The organism is Pseudogracilibacillus sp. ICA-222130 (assembly GCF_037892545.1).
Classification (GTDB): domain Bacteria; phylum Bacillota; class Bacilli; order Bacillales; family Amphibacillaceae; genus Pseudogracilibacillus.
This window is the reverse complement of sequence record NZ_JBBKBG010000001.1, coordinates 28818-48229: the sequence shown is the minus strand read 5'-3', so window position 1 is coordinate 48229 and position 19412 is coordinate 28818. Positions and strand designations below refer to the sequence as shown.

At 34.4% G+C, this 19412-nt stretch carries 17 protein-coding genes and 1 other annotated feature; of the genes, 6 read left to right on the top strand and 11 right to left on the bottom strand.

Annotated elements, in window-relative coordinates; genetic code table 11:
• Positions 1-30: 30 nt before the first annotated feature.
• Genes mreD through WKT09_RS00205 form a run of 3 tightly spaced genes read right to left on the bottom strand, consistent with a single transcriptional unit; the run spans position 31 to position 2487 of the window.
• Complete coding sequence (mreD, locus tag WKT09_RS00215; RefSeq protein WP_340414108.1) at positions 31-564, bottom strand: rod shape-determining protein MreD; 534 nt, start codon at positions 562-564, stop codon at positions 31-33.
• Positions 565-1440 carry a rod shape-determining protein MreC gene (gene mreC, locus WKT09_RS00210; RefSeq protein ID WP_340414107.1) on the bottom strand — a complete coding sequence of 292 codons (876 nt, stop codon included), beginning with the start codon at positions 1438-1440 and terminating at the stop codon, positions 565-567.
• 12 nt (positions 1441-1452) lie between these two features.
• Positions 1453-2487, bottom strand: a complete 1035-nt coding sequence (locus WKT09_RS00205; protein WP_340414106.1) for a rod shape-determining protein — start codon at positions 2485-2487, stop codon at positions 1453-1455.
• 377 nt (positions 2488-2864) lie between these two features.
• On the opposite strand from WKT09_RS00205, the gene WKT09_RS00200 reads away from it, so the two are divergent.
• Positions 2865-3056, top strand: coding sequence for a hypothetical protein (locus tag WKT09_RS00200; RefSeq protein ID WP_340414105.1), 192 nt, complete (start codon positions 2865-2867; stop codon positions 3054-3056).
• Between the two features lie 730 nt (positions 3057-3786).
• Here WKT09_RS00200 and radC read toward each other — a convergent pair.
• Together radC and WKT09_RS00190 are read right to left on the bottom strand one after the other, a co-directional pair.
• The gene (gene radC / locus WKT09_RS00195; RefSeq protein ID WP_340414104.1) at positions 3787-4479 is read right to left on the bottom strand and encodes a RadC family protein; all 693 of its coding nucleotides are present in this window, start codon (positions 4477-4479) and stop codon (positions 3787-3789) included.
• Between the two features lie 159 nt (positions 4480-4638).
• The gene (locus WKT09_RS00190; protein ID WP_340414103.1) at positions 4639-5292 is read right to left on the bottom strand and encodes a hypothetical protein; all 654 of its coding nucleotides are present in this window, start codon (positions 5290-5292) and stop codon (positions 4639-4641) included.
• 179 nt (positions 5293-5471) lie between these two features.
• On the opposite strand from WKT09_RS00190, the gene WKT09_RS00185 reads away from it, so the two are divergent.
• Positions 5472-6371, top strand: a complete 900-nt coding sequence (locus WKT09_RS00185) for an ATP-grasp domain-containing protein (RefSeq protein ID WP_340414102.1) — start codon at positions 5472-5474, stop codon at positions 6369-6371.
• Positions 6372-6489: 118 nt separating this feature from the next.
• Here WKT09_RS00185 and WKT09_RS00180 read toward each other — a convergent pair whose 3' ends face one another.
• Positions 6490-7749 carry a bifunctional folylpolyglutamate synthase/dihydrofolate synthase gene (locus WKT09_RS00180; protein WP_340414101.1) on the bottom strand — a complete coding sequence of 420 codons (1260 nt, stop codon included), beginning with the start codon at positions 7747-7749 and terminating at the stop codon, positions 6490-6492.
• A gap of 74 nt (positions 7750-7823) precedes the next feature.
• Here WKT09_RS00180 and WKT09_RS00175 point away from each other — a divergent pair, with 74 nt between their 5' ends.
• Entirely contained in the window at positions 7824-8702 is an 879-nt protein-coding gene (locus tag WKT09_RS00175) for an ATP-grasp domain-containing protein (RefSeq protein WP_340414100.1), read from the top strand.
• Positions 8703-8769: 67 nt separating this feature from the next.
• Here the strand turns inward: WKT09_RS00175 and WKT09_RS00170 are convergent, their stop codons facing one another.
• Positions 8770-11418 carry a valine--tRNA ligase gene (locus WKT09_RS00170; RefSeq protein ID WP_340414099.1) on the bottom strand — a complete coding sequence of 883 codons (2649 nt, stop codon included), beginning with the start codon at positions 11416-11418 and terminating at the stop codon, positions 8770-8772.
• A gap of 45 nt (positions 11419-11463) precedes the next feature.
• Positions 11464-11687 (bottom strand) — a binding site (T-box leader).
• A 111-nt stretch (positions 11688-11798) separates the two neighbouring features.
• Between WKT09_RS00170 and WKT09_RS00165 the strand changes: the two genes are divergently transcribed.
• Complete coding sequence (locus WKT09_RS00165; protein ID WP_340414098.1) at positions 11799-11987, top strand: hypothetical protein; 189 nt, start codon at positions 11799-11801, stop codon at positions 11985-11987.
• Here the strand turns inward: WKT09_RS00165 and WKT09_RS00160 are convergent.
• Positions 11984-12895: a LysM peptidoglycan-binding domain-containing protein gene (locus WKT09_RS00160; RefSeq protein ID WP_340414304.1), complete on the bottom strand. Its 912-nt coding sequence runs from the start codon at positions 12893-12895 to the stop codon at positions 11984-11986. The two genes, WKT09_RS00165 and WKT09_RS00160, sit on opposite strands and share 4 nt — an antisense overlap.
• Positions 12896-12993: 98 nt before the next feature.
• Here WKT09_RS00160 and WKT09_RS00155 point away from each other — a divergent pair, with 98 nt between their 5' ends.
• Positions 12994-13476 (top strand): LiaI-LiaF-like domain-containing protein, encoded by a 483-nt coding sequence (locus WKT09_RS00155; RefSeq protein WP_340414097.1) that lies wholly within the window; start codon positions 12994-12996, stop codon positions 13474-13476.
• A gap of 688 nt (positions 13477-14164) precedes the next feature.
• Positions 14165-14788, top strand: a complete 624-nt coding sequence (locus WKT09_RS00150) for an RsiV family protein (protein ID WP_340414096.1) — start codon at positions 14165-14167, stop codon at positions 14786-14788.
• Positions 14789-14844: 56 nt separating this feature from the next.
• Here the strand turns inward: WKT09_RS00150 and yihA are convergent, their stop codons facing one another.
• From yihA to clpX, 3 genes are all read right to left on the bottom strand, one after another.
• Complete coding sequence (gene yihA / locus WKT09_RS00145) at positions 14845-15435, bottom strand: ribosome biogenesis GTP-binding protein YihA/YsxC (RefSeq protein ID WP_340414095.1); 591 nt, start codon at positions 15433-15435, stop codon at positions 14845-14847.
• The gene (gene lon, locus WKT09_RS00140; protein ID WP_340414094.1) at positions 15432-17759 is read right to left on the bottom strand and encodes an endopeptidase La; all 2328 of its coding nucleotides are present in this window, start codon (positions 17757-17759) and stop codon (positions 15432-15434) included. Before lon ends, yihA begins: the two co-directional genes overlap by 4 nt.
• A 183-nt stretch (positions 17760-17942) precedes the next feature.
• On the bottom strand, positions 17943-19220 hold the full coding sequence (gene clpX, locus WKT09_RS00135; protein WP_340414093.1) for an ATP-dependent protease ATP-binding subunit ClpX: 1278 nt from the start codon (positions 19218-19220) through the stop codon (positions 17943-17945).
• Between the last annotated feature and the right edge of the window lie 192 nt (positions 19221-19412).

Genomic DNA, 19412 nt, shown 5'->3' with positions numbered 1-19412 from the left:
TTGTTTCACCCCATTAAGCAACCTTCCTTATTATGAAACTCGTTGTAACTCTTCATCACTCCATCTTACTAAACGTTTAGAAAAAATGAAATAGACTAATAAAAAGAACAAAAGATTTGCTACTACTGTTGGAAGGAGTCGATGTGTCAAAAAGAACATAAATGGTAAATCAATTGTTCCAACAAAACTATATACAATGTAAATTTGGATTTCTACTAGACTTATAGTAATCATTGCGATAATACATGACACAAGAAAATTCGTTATAAATAGTCGTTTTAAGATTTGTGCAATATAAACAGATACAGCATACACAAACATGTACACCCCTAATATATCCGCATAGACAATATCAATTAGTATCCCAAAAACAATACTAAATACGACTGCATAGAATGTATAACTTTTGTCAAAAAAAATAGCGACAACGATTAGAAACATAAATAACCAATGAGGGACAATTAATATTTCTGTTTCTAATAAACGTAAAGGCAATAAATCAATTGCTATACCTTCAATGACAAGCAAACCAAATAAAATGAGTACTAATACAAGACGCTTCATTTACTTATCACCCGAATTTTCTATGTCATCGTCTGTATCTAATGCTCGATCTATTACAATTACTTGATTAATATCGTAAATGTTTGCACTCGGTTCTAAATATACCTTTGTTGTTAAACCATACGGGTCTGCTTCAATCTCCTTAATTGTACCTATTGGAAGACCAGATGGATATTGTCCACCTAAAGAAGAAGAAACGACTAATTCTTCTTCTTTTACCTTTTTACCAGATTGCTCCATTATACGAAAAACAAGTGCTTCCTTTTCCTTGTCATACCCTTCAATTAACCCAAAAATATTATCTTTACCTTTACGTGAAATTGTAGCGGATATACGATTTAACTGGTCAAAACCAGTAATAAGTTGTACTGTCGCATGCATATTAGATACAGATGTAACTTTTCCAATCATCCCATCTACCGTCATCACTGCCATGTTCTTTTCCACACCATGTTTTGTCCCACGGTTAATGGTAACTTGTTCTAACCAACGTTCAGGTGAACGAGAGATTACTGTTGCTAATATTGGCTCAAAATCTCGTGGCGAATCTACGATATCTAGTGTTTTACGTAATTCCTCATTTTCTTTATCCAATTCATTTACTTCGTATACTAATGTTTTATATTCAGCTAATTTTTCTTTTAATATTTTGTTCTCTTCATACGTTATTCTAATATCCCCAATACTATGGTACGTATCAATAAAAAAGTTCGCTGGTTGACTAATAATGTTTTGCATCCAACCAACCGAATCGACAATCACCTTCTCAGGGCCTGATAAATGATCTCTTTTTGTTAAAGAATAGCCAACTAATACTACAAGTAAGATGATCCCAATTAATAGTATAAATAAAGATTTCCTACGAAAAAAAGACATGCATACACCTACTTATTCAATCGTTGTACGTGATGCTACATTCGGATTATCACGGAAATGTTGAATGTACTCTAATGATTTCCCTGTTCCAATCGCAACACATTCTAACGGATTATCCGCGATAAATACCGGTATATCCGTTTCTTCACTAATTACTTTATCAATATCATTTAATAGTGCGCCTCCACCTGTTAATACAATTCCACGATTCATTATATCAGCAGATAACTCTGGTGGCGTTTTTTCTAACGTCGTTTTTACCGCATGGACAATTTTTTCTACACTCTCTTTTAATGCATCTACAATTTCATCTTGAGAAATAGTAATGGTTTCTGGTAAACCATTCAATAAATTACGTCCACGAATAGCCATTGTAACATTGCTGTCTGCTTCTCTTGCAGATCCTATTTCCAGTTTAATTTCCTCTGCGGTTCTTTCACCAATCATTAAATTATATTTTTTTCGAATATAAATCGTAATAGCTTCATCTAAATTGTTTCCTGCAACACGAATTGATTTAGCTGTAACAATACCACCTAAAGAAATAACCGCTACTTCTGTCGTACCTCCACCAATGTCAACAACCATACTTCCTGTCGGTTCCCATACAGGTAAATCAGCCCCAATAGCTGCTGCAAATGGTTCAGCAATTGGATATGCTTCTTTTGCTCCTGCTAGTTTTGTTGCATCAATAACTGCTCGTTCTTCTACCTTCGTAATACCTGAAGGCACACAAACGACAACATTTGACTTCGCCCCAAAGCTAGAGCGTTTTTCATTTGCACGTTTCATATAATATTTCATCATCGCTGCAGTCGTGTCATAGTCTGCAATAACTCCATCTTTCATCGGACGAACAACTGTAATATTACCAGGAGTTCTTCCAATCATATCTCGTGCTTCATTTCCTACTGCGACAATTTGATTCGTGTCGTTGTTAACGGCAACTACTGATGGTTCGCTAACGACAACACCTTTTCCCTTTATACATACTAACGTATTTGCTGTACCTAAATCTATTCCTAAATCTTGTGATAATCCAAACATGATAAAACCTCTCTTTTATCCAAATAATTTGTCCATTCCTAGTTGATGATTCATAATCTTACCTTTTTTATAATATAACCAAACAATTCACAAAATAACATCTTGCATTAATCGTCATTCTTTATTATACGAAAAATAATGAAAAAATGATAGGGATACTTTTTTTCATTTTCATAAAAAATGCCATCTTTTCGCTGTTTTTTGTCATCAAAATGTAACCTTCTATCCATTATAATATAAAACACCAAAAAAAGTTATCCGGACATTTAGAAGGGATATTATTGTTAGAGTTGACAGATATATGAAATGTTTCATTTATACATCAAAAGCATTGAACTTTTTACAGAAAAAGTGGAAAAAATGGTCGCATATTTGAGATGTTTTTAGACGGTTATACAATATCAGCTGAAGATGCAAATGGAATAATCATGCGTACGATGGAAAAGGATCTTTACTTTGAAACATATCACATTTTAGATATAGACCCAACTCCAATCGCCGAATCAGATATTTCATTAGAACAAATGTCGAAATTTACATGTAACCAAGAGGGAAATGGTAGCATGTAGAGAAACTGTTCTACCAGTATATGACAAATGAAGTGACCAATTTGATAGTATGGTGGAACATATTCAAAATAATAGATTTTATCATGTGGTCATTCAGTAATGTGAGAAACTTTTTTCAAGGGAGGTGTTTTATATGGTCAAAGATAGCTCATCATTATAGTTGCGAATATTTTTATACAAATTGTTTTGAAGGTGCGCGGAAGCGGATGCGATAAACGGAATTCGGATGCAACAACTACGGAAACAGATGCAATAAAAAAATTTTAGATGCAACAATCGTGAAAACAGATGCAATAAACTAATTTTAGATGCAACAAACACGAAAACAGATGCAATAAGCAAAATTCGGATGCAACTAACGCGAAAACAGATGCAATAAACTAATTTCAGATGCAACAATCGTGAAAACAGATGCAATAAGCAAATTTCAGATGCAACAATCGTGAAAACAGATGCAATAAGCAAAAATTCAGAAGCAACAATCGTGAAAACAGATGCAATAAACAAAATTCGGATGCAACAAACGTAAAAACAGATGCAACCATCAAAAATTCAGATGCAACAAACGTAAAAACAGATGCAACCATCAAAAATTCAGATGCAACAAACGTAAAAACAGATGCAACCATCAAAAATTCAGATGCAACAAAAGATTAAATAATATGTACAACAAACTTGGGACAATATACAAAACAAACTATTGTCCCAAGCCTTTTATGCAAAAAAAAAATTATAAATACCCTTTTTCTTTTAAGGAGGTGAAGGTCCCTTTTCCAATAACGAGATGATCGAGCATTTCAATCCCCATTATTTTTCCAGCTTCCACTAGCCTTCTTGTCACATGTATATCTTCTTGAGAAGGTGTCGGGTCTCCAGATGGATGGTTATGTACACAGATGATGGAAGCAGCCGCACGTTTTACTGCTTCTCGAAAAATCTCCCGTGGGTGCACTATAGAAGCGTTTAAGCTACCTATAAAAATCGTCTGTTTATGAATAATTTGATTTTTTGTATTAAGAAATAAAACAACGAGGTGTTCCTGTTTTAAATGTTGCATATCTTCCATTACAAAATTCGCCCCGTCTTTTGGAGAACGTATAATATATGCTTCATCTGGTTTATATCGTTTAATTCTTTTTCCTAATTCAATTGCAGCTAATATATTGACCCCTCTTGCAATACCTACGCCTTTTATTGCCGTTAGTTCCTCGATCGTTGCCTCTGATAATAATTTAATCCCTTCAAAATGCATGATAATTCGAGTGGCTAAATCTAATACAGACTCCTTTCTCGTTCCGCTTCCGACTAAAATAGCAATCAATTCTTGATTGGACAGCTGTTCTGCCCCGTATTTTAATAAACGCTCCCGAGGCCTTTCATCTTTAGGTACATCTTTCATTTTAACAACAATATTATTCCCCATATATTCCCTCCTTTTCAACGTACACATATTGTACAGTGGAAGGAATATTTTGACGAATGGACAAAATTGCATTTTAAGCTACATATTCGTATCTATTTTTGCAAAATCTCCCTAGGAAAATAGCGTTTTATCCTTATTTTTCGTCTAGAAAAATTAAATTTACCTATTTGATAGATTTTTTTCTAACCCAAATAATAATTGCAATATTTTCCCCTTTGTCCATGCGTTTTCCTCTGTCTCTTGTATCATTTTATAACTATTGTATAACATGCTATCCTTTGGAACTGTCAACGCCTGTAAGCGGCCCAATGCATGTCCATCATCTGTCCCTAATAATTGGTTTTCCAACCAAACAACTAACGTTTCCAAATACATTATCTCTTCTTCAGAAAAATTAATTTCTCCCATGTTAATTGTCCATTCTTTTATAAACACCGTTTCATTGTTTTGATACTTTTTTTCTAAAGTTTCCTTATTAAAACTTATATCTATAAAGAGGTAATATTTCCCATCCTCTTCCCAAATATACGTTTCCTCATGCTTGTCACGTATGGATTCAGCATTTGATTTTTCTTCAAACAGACCAGCTTGTACGATATAAAAAGAAATATTTTCAATTGCTGTTGGCTTTTTTACGATATTATCTTCTGTCATCGTTTCTACTTGTTCTTCTCCAGTTACTTGCAGCATAAATAGCCCTAAAAAGATCCCAATGGTCGTACTGAAAAATACAGTTATAATTAACTTTGTTACAAAGACCTTGTCCAATGCATGCCAAAACTTATCGATCTTTTCTTTCATTTTATCCAACAACTTTATCACCTTCTTTATGTTCATCATAATACTTTTAGAACGCATATTTCCCCTTATTTTGTCGATTCGTTTTCTACAAATTTTATCGTTTTCCACTTGTAAAAATAAGTTATTCCGATACACTTATGAGTAGACTATAATCGCTTCTATTAGATACATATAAAGAAAGTTGGTAAAAGATGTCTTATTCATGTTGGATTATTTATAATGGTTTTTTAAAAAGTGATAAATTTATTGATTTCGCAAACATGTTTCATCATGCAGCAAATACAGTTGGGGATAAAGCAACTATTTATCGAAATGACGAAATCTTGACGTTAATTGAAAACAATTTAATTGTAAATGGAAAGCAAGTCCAACGACCTGATTACGTTATTTTTACAGATAAAGATATTTACCTAGCAAAACAATTAGAATACCTCCATATTCCGGTATTTAATTCTAGTGAAACCATTGAAATTTCTGATGACAAAATTAAAACCTATCAAGCTTTAAAATTCGCAAACATACCGATTCCAGAAACAATTGTCGCACCAAAAACGTACGGATTACCAATTCAACTTGATCATTCTTACATAGAATACGTCATGGACACTTTCGGCTTCCCGCTTATCATAAAAGAAACATTTGGTTCATTTGGAGAACAAGTATATTTAATTGAAGATGAAGCTACTTTGTATAAAAAGAAAAAGGAAATCGGTGGTAAGCCATTCATGTTTCAAAAGTTTATAAATACGAGCTATGGAGTAGATGTACGTTTACAAGTAGTCGGAAATGAAGTGGTTGCGAGTATGAAACGTGTAGCAGAAAATGATTTTCGTGCTAATATAACAAATGGTGGAAAAATGATGGCATATACACCGAATGAAGAAGAAAAACGTGTCGCTGTTCAGGCTTCCAATGCAATCGGAGCTCATTTTTCTGGAGTGGACCTTCTATTCGGCAAAAACGGGAAACCGATTGTTTGTGAGGTTAATTCTAACGCACATATCAGAAATCTATATGATTGCACGGGTATTGATGCCTCCCATGCAATAATCGAACATATTCATCGAGTATTAGAAAATACAAATGCATAAAAAATGGTGCCAATGGATTTTATTTTCCACCAACACCAGTTTTTGTATAACCTGAAAAAATGAAGCACGATAAAAAGCAGGCTGATAGAAAAATAGTCTATTTCTTCCTATTCGTGCTTCATGTACAGAGATAATCTCTTACTTGCATAATAAAATGCATGGATCCAGTTATGATGTATAAGATTTCTGAATCTTTATCTTTATTCAATGTATCAAGATAAAGATGCCAATCCGAGAGAAAATGAACACCCTGTAATTCCAATGTATATAATTCCTCCATCGACATTGCTCTTTCATGGTCAAACGACGTAACGGTCATTTCATCACAATTATTTGCTAGAAATTCAATCATTTCATGTACGGCCTTATCTCTAAATCCAGCAAATAAACAATGGATTTTTTTCTTTTGATATTTTTCCTTTATAGCATGGGTGAGCGCTTCTACCCCTGCCATATTATGAGCACTGTCCAACAAAATAGCAGGATTTTTAGAAATCAATTCCAAACGTCCTTGAAGTTGGAAGGTTCGAATGGCTTCCTCAGCTGTTTTTCTATGGAACTTTATGCCATCCTTTTGTAATAGATATAATCCCATACACGCTACAGCAAAATTTTGTAGATGATAGGTACCTGTAAAGGATGGATCAATATTGATCCGTTCATTTTCAATTTGTATACATATCTCCGTATCTGTTTCTTCCAGTGTATAATCTTTTCCAAAAGTATATAATGCTGCTTCTTGTTTCATTGCTTCCTCTTTTATGACGTCACTTGCTTTTGTGCTCATATTCCCAATCACAACAGGATGACCTCGTTTAATTATTCCAGCTTTATGAAAAGCTATACTTTCAATTGTATTACCTAAAAATTGCATATGATCCATTGCAACAGTGGTAATAATCGACAAAAGAGGCTCTACAACATTCGTCGTGTCTTCTCTTCCACCCATCCCTGCTTCTATGATAACGATATCTGTTCGTCCGACAAAATAACGGAATGCTATCGCTGTTAAAATTTCAAAAGGAGTTGGATGGTTACCTTCCCTATCTAACTGTTCAATCGTTTTCTCTAAAGCTTCAAATAATGCAACAAAATGTGTTTCTGGTATTGGTCGATCATTCCATATAATATGTCCTCTTATCCCTGTAAAACTCGGCGATGAAAAAACACCGACTCGATAATTTTCAAGTCTTAATATATTTTGCATTAAAGTAACGGTCGACCCTTTCCCATTTGTTCCAGCAACATGGATGACCCGTAATTTTTTCTCTGGGCGATCAAATGCTTCTAGTAAACGGTACATTCGATCTAATCCTGGTTTAATCCCAAATTTCTTTCTTTCTATGAAAAATGTTTCTATTGTCTTGATCGATTTCATCTTTTTCCCCACATTTTCTTGTAAATTTTATATTTTACATTAAAATTAGTATAGCAACTATTAAACGGAAAAGCATGTATGAAAAGATAGGTGAAAAAATGATTGGTTGGATCATATACAATGAACAAGATGCGAATGAAAATAAGCGTTATATTGAATGGTTTATCGATGAAGCTAAAAAAGAGGCCATCGATTTACAATTGAAATTGCGACATGAACTAATAATCGGGACAGAGAACGGCAAACAAACCATCCTATATCAAAACAAAAAAATGATGAAGCCGGATTTCGTCGTCATACGAACAATTGAACCATTTTTACAATTATATTTTGAGCGAATGAACATTCCCGTTTTCAATAACTATGAAACAGCAAAGGTTTGCAATGATAAAGCAACAACATATATGGAAATGAATGCTTTACAAATCCCAATTGTACCGACATATTTTATACATAAGGCTGCTTTGCCAGAAACGATGCCTCTTCCCTTTCCTTTTATTTTAAAACAAACGAATGGCCGAGGTGGCAGAGAAGTATTTTTCATAAAAAACGAAACAGACTGGGACGAAGCGATTGCACAATGTACCAATCATGCACTCGTCATACAAAGTGCAAATGTCCAACTCGGTCGTGATGTGCGTGTCTTTATTATCGGAAAAGAAATTATCGCCGCTGTGTTACGTAAAAACGACACTGATTTTCGTGCAAATTTCAAACTTGGTGGTACTGCTGAACGTTTCAAATTAAGTAAACGGAATGAAGAAATGATCATGAAAATTGTCGAAAGATTTAATTTCGGTCTAGTTGGAATCGATTTTCTCATTGGAAAAAATGGCGAATTAATTTTTAATGAAATTGAAGATGTAGTCGGATCAAGAATTTTAAGTGAAACGACGGATATTAATCTACTACAAAAATACGTACAATTTATTAAAAAACATGTAGAAAAATAACGGTACATCGGAAAAAACATCAATAACCTAGAGTCAGATGACTAAAATCTAACTCTAGGTTATTTTTTTACGCCTTTAATTCGTGTAAACGATCTTGAACGATACGGCGTTTTTCTTCATATTCTATTTGTTTTTTCTTTTCTGCTTCAACCACTTGTGCTGGGGCCTTTTCAACGAACCCTTTATTACTTAATTTTTTCTCTACTAAAGCAACTTCTTTATTCCATTTTTCTAGTTCCTTTTCTAGACGGGCGATTTCTTTCTCAAAATCAATTAATCCTTCTAATGGTAAAAATATTTCTGCTCCCGTTACTACTGCTGACATAGCTTGCTCTGGTACAATTGCGTCCTCATCAATCGTAAGTTCACTCGTATTACAAAAACGCTCTATAAATAAACGGTTTACGGACAATTGTTCTAACGCTTCTGTAGAAGTTGGTTTTAAAATCATGTTCACTTGTCGTGACATTGGTGTATCTACTTCCGCTCGAATATTACGAACAGATTTAATGATTGCCATGACTTGTTCCATTTGGTTGGATGCTTCTACATCATGAAATTTGTTATTTACTGTAGGCCAAGTCGCAACCGTGATAGATGCTCCCTCATGTGGCAATTGTTGCCAAATTTCTTCTGTAATAAAAGGCATATAAGGATGTAACATGCGTAATGTTTGGTCTAATACATGTGCTAAAACAGAACGAGTCGTTGCTTTTTTCGTTTCATCGTCCCCATATAAAGAAATTTTTGCCATTTCAATATACCAATCACAAAAGTCATCCCAAATGAAATTGTATAAATAACGTCCAGCTTCCCCAAACTCATATTTATCTGTATTCATTGTAACATGCTCGATTGTTTCATTTAGGCGCGTTAAAATCCACTTATCTGGTAAGGACATTTCTCCTGTTAAGTCGATTTCCTCATAAGTCAATCCATCCATATTCATTAACGCGAAACGAGAGGCGTTCCAAATTTTATTAGCAAAATTCCAAGTCGATTCGACTTTTTCCCAATGGAAACGTAAGTCTTGTCCTGGAGTGGATCCTGTTAATAAGAAATAGCGCAGTGCATCTGCACCATATTTTTCGATTACTTCCATCGGATCTACACCATTTCCTAATGATTTACTCATTTTACGTCCTTCCGCATCACGAATTAAACCGTGAATTAACACATCTTTAAATGGTTTTTCATCGGTAAATTCTAACCCTTGGAAAATCATACGAGCAACCCAGAAGAAAATAATATCATATCCAGTTACTAACACATCTGTTGGGAAGTAACGTTTGAAATCTTCACTTTCTTCATCCGGCCACCCCATTGTTGAAAATGGCCATAACGCACTTGAGAACCAAGTATCTAACACATCCGAATCTTGCTCCCAATTTTCAATATCTGCTGGTGCTTCTTTCCCTACATATATTTCCTTTGTTTCTTTATGGTACCACGCCGGAATACGATGTCCCCACCATAATTGACGTGAAATACACCAATCACGAATGTTTTCTAACCAATGTAAGTAAGTTCCTTCAAATCGATTCGGAACAAAGTTAACTTTTTCTTTCGTATTTTGTAATTCCACTGCTCGGTCTGCTAATGGTTGCATGTTTACAAACCACTGTGTAGATAAGTAAGGTTCTACAACTGCTCCACTACGCTCCGAATGACCTACTTGGTGTACGTGGTCTTCTATGTCGAATAATATACCCGCTTCTTGTAAATCTTTCACAATTTGCTTTCTACATTCAAAACGATCTAAACCTTCATATTGACCCGCGTTTTCATTCATCGTTCCATCTTCATTCATAACGAGTACACGATCTAAATTATGACGGTTTCCAATTTCAAAGTCGTTTGGGTCATGCGCTGGTGTAATTTTCACTGCACCAGAACCAAATTCCATGTCTACATAATCATCCGCAACAATTTCTATTTCACGACCGACGATTGGAAGGACTATTTTTTTGCCAATTAAATGTTTGTAACGTTCATCTTCAGGGTGTACGGCAACAGCAGTATCTCCTAGCATTGTTTCAGGTCGAGTTGTTGCAATTTCAATGGTTTCATCGCTATCTTTAATCGGATAACGCATATGATAAAATTTACCATTTACTTCTTCATAGATCACTTCAATATCAGATAATGCTGTTTTCGTTGCAGGGTCCCAATTAATAATATACTCTCCTCGGTAAATTAACCCTTTTTCGTATAAATTAACGAACACTTCTTGCACTGCATCAGATAAACCATCATCTAATGTAAATCGTTCACGTGTATAATCCAGTCCTAATCCTAGTTTCCCCCATTGTTCACGGATATGGTCTGCATATTCTTCTTTCCATTCCCAAACCGTGTCAACGAATTTTTCACGTCCTAAATCATAACGTGATTTCCCTTCTGTCTCTTTTAATTTTGCTTCTACAACGGCCTGTGTTGCGATTCCAGCATGGTCCATTCCAGGTAACCATAATACATCATACCCTTGCATTCGTTTCATACGCGAAATCGTATCTTGCATCGTCGTATCCCAAGCATGTCCTAAATGTAATTTACCAGTAACATTTGGTGGAGGAATAACGATTGAGAATGGGGTTTTATTCGTATCTCCTGTCGCCTCAAAAAATTTCCCTTCTAACCAAAAACTATAACGATCACGTTCGATAGCTACATGATCATATTTTGGTGGAAGATTTACATGATTGTTTTCACTCATTTTTCATAGCCTCCTAAATTTTGCAATAAAAAAACTTTCCATCCTAAATAGGACGAAAAGTATTATTTCCGTGGTACCACCTATGTTTACAAGTTTCCTTGTACACTCTAAATGTACGTAACGTGTACGAACCGTTCTTTTCCTACTCTATTTTCAGAAAAGCTGTCTAAAGGGCGACCTTCTAAAAATGTATATAGAAAACTCTCAGCAATTGTTTTCTTCTCTGGCAATATAACATGTTTTATACTCTTCCCTCGCACTACATTTCTCTTATACAGTTATTATTATTTTAAACTTTTACAATGATTTTTGCAACTTTTACAATAATTGTGTCCCATCTTTTGTGTATGATACATATAGTATGGCAAGAGGTGAACAATATGGGGAAATTTTATCGTTATAAATTGCCAACATGGTTATGTAAAATAGTGAATATATTGGAAAAAGCAATCGTGCCCATTCTCGTTTTTCAGTTAATTCGTACACTGTTTATGACGACAACACTCGATTTAATTATTTTAACATTACTTATTATTTTGTTCATTCTTTTTTATGTACAATGGCTTTAAGAGGACTTTTTCTTCGTTTTTATTTTTAAAATTTGACCTGCTTCAATGATATCTTCAGTTAAATCATTATCTTTCATTAATTGATAAACCGATAGATTATATCTTTCCGCAATTTTATCTAAATAATCATTTTCTTGCGTAATATACATTTTTACATGTTCATACTGTTCTGTCTCATCTTCGTTAGAAAATAACATATGAAATAACGAGACAGGACTTTTGGTTGTTTCTTCTTCAACCGCTTCTTCTGCAATTGCTTCTTCCTCTTCTGTATGATCTAATTCTTGTTCATTCGATGAAAAACCGATAGTGACAGGTGTTTCTTCCTCTTCTACCATACGTATGTCATCCGCTTCATGTAACTGTACTGTTTCTTCTACTTGTTGGCCTTCATTTTTGCTTTGCTTTACCTTATCTAGTTCCTTTTCTTCATCATGAAGTTGTGTCGAAATAATATCAGTTTCTTTTTTATCTTCTTTTCGTTCCTTTTCGGAAGTGGTTTGATCAATTCCATTAATCCTAACATTGGCGGTTAGATGAATGGTAACAGGATTTTTTATTGTATAATCAAACATTTCCATTTGCATAGAAACATCATCTAAATTTTTAATTTTTGATTTTTCAATGGCAATTTCAATCGGGAATGCATGCAAAAACATCGCTTTATTTTCACCTAATAACTGTACTTGTTCCATTTGCGGTTCTTTTCTGTCAAATGGTTCCTCATTTTCTAACAAACGATAGTTTCCTTGTAAAATTAAATCTCCTTTTAATAAAATGAAATCATGTTTCATTTGCATGATAATATTTGGCTCCAAAGATATTTGCATCATTTCATCAATTTTCATATCGTTGGAAACATGAATATATTCTTCTATCGGGATATACATTACTTCGTGTTCCTCCATCACAATCATTCCCCCTGTTAAAAAGACTTTTCTATATTGTATGTGGTAAAATATAGTTTATGAATGATCCGTTTTGGAAGGAAAGGAATGTTACAATGATGAACAAGCAACACGCATTTGTTGCCTATTTATTAATTGGGTTTGGAACGTATTTTTTAATTCGTCAACTCGATTTACAATTATTTGCTAATTTCTATTCATGGCCAACATTTTTACTCATTGTTGGCATTGCATATTTAATTCATGGATATACGATAAAAAATGAGGATGATATATTTATTGGATTCATTCTTACTGGATTAGGCATTCATTTTCATGGCATTGAAAATTATGATTTTTGGTTTGATCATTGGTCTATTTTCGCGCTCATTTTTGGGCTTGCATATATGATTCGATTTTGGCGAACGAAAAAAGGATTTATTCCAGGCGTTATTTTATTAACCATTGCTTTTTTCATGATTTTTTCTGTTAGTTTACCTTCTTGGTTTACATGGATTTATGGGGTTGTAGAATTTTTAGAAACCTTTTGGCCAGTTGCGTTAATTGCCATCGGTTTGTATTTATTAAAATTTAAAAAATGAAGGTGAAATCGAACAATAGAAGGATCGTAATCCTCTATTGTTCGTTCTTATTTATTCGTTATTGGAATGATTTTCTCCCCAAATTTATTCTATGCTACATGAAGTATACCCACATATGATCACTCTTCGGTCTATCCTTCATTTTTTACCATGTACCTTATTTTGGGTGAACACGTTTTAACCGTTGATCTTATTCATATTTCCATTATTTTTCACATAAAATATAAAAAGATGCATCTTATATCAGTCATAGAGAGAGGTTCGTTATGCATAGACTAGCTTCGCATGAGGGGTTTGGTAACACCATTCATTTACCTAAGCTTACATGAGCCATATGGTAAGGAGGTGTGTACCAATGACAATTGATAGTGCGCTATCATTAATGATTTCTTTTGGTGCATTGGTCGCTTTTATCGTTGCCAATCAAAATAAAAAGAAATAATCCCCCACATGCATTGGTTAGGCGCTGAAGGATTATTTCTGATGTTGCCTTCCCCTCTTTGTCGGGTCCGGTCTATTATGGCCGTCTCATGTCATACACATGAAACGGTCTTTAATAATGTATGATACGTGTAAAATTATATGCCAATAAAAAACATACCGAATAATCACAAATAATAGATTGGAACTATTGAGAAGTTCTCTTTCTTCTATTTGAGCATATGTTATTAAAAAAGGAGTGTGACGTATGGAATCAATCAGTTTTCCTATTTTCATTCAAACGATGGTAGTAGAAGCCGAACCAAACACAAGGTTATACTATCCAAGAGTAACTCACTTACCGGATCCAGTAAAAAGAAAAATAAATGAGACTATTTATCAGATGGTGGAACATTTATATGAGCGACAATTTATCGAACAACAAACAAGCGAATTTGCTGAAGCACTTGGAACATATGAAGTAAAATTAAATGAACGACATTTATTAAGCATTACTTTATCCAATTATAGCATCGCCCCTCAAGCTGCAAACGGACTAACCATGATGGAAGCTTTAACTTTCGATACCGAAACTGGCAAAACATATACTTTAAGTGATTTATTTCAACCTGACAGTAATTACATAGAAATTTTATCCACCATCATCCAGAAACAAATAACAGATAGAAATATTCCAACCAATGAAACTTTCACAGAAATTTCTCCTACACAATCTTTTTACTTAACCGACAAATGCCTCATTCTCTTTTTTCAAGCGCTTGTTTTCACCCCACATTATGTTGGGATACCCGTTTTTCCCATCTCCATATTTGAATTAGAAGAGATAATCAATGAAGAAGGACCGTTAGCGCGTTTGCTACCTACTGTGTAGCTAAAGATAGAAAAAAGCTTGTAGCTTCATATAAATATAGCCACAAGCTTTTTTATTTATTTCAAATACTTTTCCATCACAGCCCAAATTTCTTCTTTATTTTCACCCGTTTCAGCTGAAAATGGCATGACGTATGGTTGGTCATTATACTCTGTGATAAATGCATTACGCACTTGTCGTATATGTTGATCTCGTTTATTCTTCGCAATTTTATCTAGTTTCGTCGCTACAATTAGAACAGGATGTTCTAAATACGAAGCAAAATTATACATTTGAACATCTTCTTCTGTCGGTTTATGGCGAATATCGACGATCAATACGACTAATTTCAGCTGTTCTCGTGTTTGGAAATATTCTTCCATCATTTGTCCCCATTTTGCTTGTTCTGTTTTAGATACTTTCGCATAGCCATATCCGGGAACATCAACAAAATGAAATGCATCATTAATAATATAAAAATTTAATGTACGAGTTTTTCCAGGTTTTGACGATGTACGAACGAGATTTTTTCGTTGAATCATTTTATTAATAAAGGATGATTTACCAACATTTGACCTTCCTGCTAATGCTATTTCTGGTATAGAATGATTTGGATACTGTTTACTCGAAACTGCGCTAATGACAATATCAGCACTATTTACCTTCATTGTTTCGCCTCCACAAGTGCATGATCGAGCACTTCATCTAAATGTTTCACCGGTATAAACGTTAAGTCATTACGAATACTTTCTGGAATATCTTCCAAATCACGTTCATTATCTTTTGGAATGATAATGGTTCGTAAGCCAGCACGATGTGCACTTAATGATTTTTCTTTTAATCCGCCGATTGGTAAAACATTTCCACGTAATGTAATTTCCCCTGTCATCCCTACTTCACGTTTAACAGCACGATTTGTCAATGCTGAAATTAATGCAGTAGCCATTGTAATCCCCGCAGATGGACCGTCTTTTGGAGTTGCTCCTTCCGGTACATGCACATGGATATCATATTTTTTATGAAAATCAGGTTCAATTTGTAACGCATTTGCACGAGAGCGAATATAACTGAAAGCTGCTTGCGCTGACTCTTTCATAACATCGCCTAATTTTCCAGTTAAAATTAATTCCCCTTTACCTGGATAATGAGCAACTTCAATGGCTAATGTATCTCCGCCGACGGATGTATATGCTAATCCTGTCGCTGTTCCTATTTGGTCCTCTTGTTCCATTAATCCATAACGATAAATTGGTTTACCGAGTAATTCAACTAATCGTTTTTCTGTTGCAATGACTCTTTTTTGTTCCCCAGCAATAATAATTTTTGCAGCCTTACGACAAAGGGTTGCAATAGTACGTTCTAAATTACGTACTCCAGCTTCTCTCGTATATTCTCGAATCAACTTTAATAGAGCATTGTCCCGAATTTGCAAATCATTCTTTGTTAGTCCGTTTTCTTTTAATTGTTTCGGAATTAAATGATCTTTTGCAATATGCAATTTTTCTTGCTCTGTATATCCAGATATATTAATTAATTCCATTCGGTCTAGCAGTGGTCCAGGAATATTGTTAACGTAGTTTGCTGTAGCAATGAATAAAACATTCGACAAATCATACGTTTCTTCAATAAAATGATCACTAAAGTTATGATTTTGTTCTGGGTCCAACACCTCTAGTAATGCGGATGATGGATCCCCACGAAAATCATTAGCCATTTTATCAATTTCATCCAATAAAAAGACCGGATTTACAGTGCCCGCACGTTTCATTCCTTGAATAATACGACCCGGCATTGCACCAATATAGGTACGACGATGTCCTCTAATTTCTGCTTCGTCACGTACACCACCAAGTGAAATGCGGACAAATTTACGATTAACCGATTCCGCAATCGATTTTGCTAAAGATGTTTTCCCAACTCCAGGTGGGCCCACTAAACATAAAATGGGTCCTTTAATAGAATTCGTTAATTTTTGTACAGCTAAATATTCTAAAATACGTTCTTTTACTTTATCTAATCCGTAATGGTCTTTATTTAAAGTTGCCTGAGCTCGATCGATATGGATCGTATCTTCCGTTTTTTCCTGCCAAGGAAGCGCGATTAACCAATCAAGGTAATTACGAATCACAGAGCTTTCGCCAGAACTTTGAGGCACACGCTCAAAACGTTGTAATTCTTTTAAAGCTACTTTTTCCACATTTTCCGGCATTTTCACTTCTAAAATATCTGCACGTAATTGGTCAATTTCGCTCAATTTACCTTCTGTCTCACCAAGCTCTTTTTGGATTGCTTTTAATTGTTCACGTAAATAATACTCTTTTTGCGTTTGTTCCATCGATGTTTGAACACGTTTTCCAATTTTTCTTTCTAAATTTAATACTTTCTTTTCATTTGCCAAAATTGTTAACAATAATTTCATACGTTCGATTACATCATCTATTTCTAATAAACGTTGCTTGTCTTTCATTTTAATCGGTAAATGTGAGGCGATCATGTATGACAGACGATTCGGTTCATCTATATCAACTAAAGTTGCTAACGTTTCTTTCGTAATTTTTTTGGATACTTTTATATATTGGCTAAACTGGTCTAAAAGTTGCCGCATTAATGCTTCTTCTTCGTGCTCATCGCCATTCGTATCATTTAATTTCGCAATTTTTACTTCAAATTGCTTTTTTTCTTCTATATATTCAATAATTTCTGCACGATACAGTCCTTCCACGAGAACTCTCAATGTACCATTTGGTAATTTGATCATTTGTGTAATTTTTGCAACTGTTCCTACTTTATAAATATCTTCTTTTTCTGGCTCTTCCATAGCAATTTCTTTTTGCGACGATAAAAAAATCAATTGTTCTTCATGCATCATGGCATTTTCCAATGATGCAATCGATTTTTCACGTCCTACATCTAAATGGATAACCATTGATGGATAAACGAGAATACCGCGCAATGCCAGGAGGGGTAATTTTTCGATCTTATTGTTTTCCATATGTACCTCCATACTTCTTTCGATGTAAACACGTATTTCAATAATAAAAAAGACTAACTTAAACGATCAAATTGCTCCATCATGCGTTTTCACGGTTGGAGTAGATGAATACGTGAGTCAGTCTTCTTTATAAAATAACGTCAATGAAGCGTTCGCCAATTCGATTGACGTTATCAGTTAATTTTATGCACTTTCTTTAGGCAAGCCTTTGTTGCTATCTTCTACAGTACCGTCTGTATAGATTAATTTTGGCCTTGAATGCTCTTCTGTTACCGTTTCTTTCGTAATGACACATTTCTCAATATCATCACGAGAAGGAATTTCAAACATAATATCAAGCATAATTCCTTCAATAATCGAACGTAATCCTCGAGCACCTGTTTTTCGTTCCATTGCTTTTTTCGCAATTTCAACGAGTGCCTCTTCTTCAAACTCTAATTCAACATCATCCATCTGGAATAATTTTTCATATTGTTTTACTAGTGCATTTTTTGGTGTTGTTAAAATTTCAACTAATGCCTTTTCATCCAGTGGTTCTAAGTTTGCAATGACGGGTAATCTTCCAATAAATTCTGGAATTAACCCATATGATAACAAGTCTTCCGGTAATAAATGTCCAAGTAATTCCGCCGCTTCCAACTCTTCGTTTTCGTTTTGTTCGCCAAATCCGATAACCTTTTTACCTAAACGGCGTTTAATAATTTGGTCAATTCCATCAAATGCACCACCGACAATAAATAAAATATTCGTCGTGTCGATTTGAATGAATTCTTGATGTGGATGTTTTCTACCGCCTTGTGGTGGAACGCTTGCAACTGTACCTTCTAAAATTTTGAGTAAAGCTTGTTGTACCCCTTCCCCTGATACATCCCGTGTAATCGATGGGTTTTCAGATTTTCTTGCAACTTTATCAATTTCATCAATATAAATGATCCCTTTTTCTGCTTTTTCTACATCATAATCTGCAGACTGGATTAATTTTAATAAAATATTTTCTACATCTTCCCCTACATACCCTGCTTCTGTAAGAGATGTTGCATCTGCAATTGCAAATGGCACGTTTAAAATGCGTGCTAATGTTTGTGCTAGTAATGTTTTACCGCTACCAGTCGGTCCAATCATTGCGATGTTACTTTTCGCTAATTCAACATCGTCACTGCCTTTTGATGAATTGACACGTTTATAGTGATTGTAAACAGCTACAGATAAGTTTTTCTTTGCCTTATTCTGACCGATAACATAACTATTTAAAGTTTCAAAAATCTCATGAGGTGTAGGTACTTCTTCCAATTCTACTTCTTCATCTGAACCAATTTCTTCTTCTACAATTTCGGTACATAAATCGATACATTCATCACATATATATACACCTGGTCCAGCTACCAGTTTACGAACTGATTCTTGGTCCTTTCCACAGAAAGAACATTTCAATTGTCCTTTTTCATCATTAAATTTAAACATTTATACTTCACCCCTAAACGTTTCAATCACTCAAATTTCGAGCTTATAGCAATCATAACAGATACAAATCGGAAAATAAAACAATTCACCCTTTTCATGTCTGTATGATTACTGTTTATTCTATTGTACCATGAATAACTGAATATATAACCAATTTTAGTTGATAAGGAAAAGAGATTGGAACGATGTAGT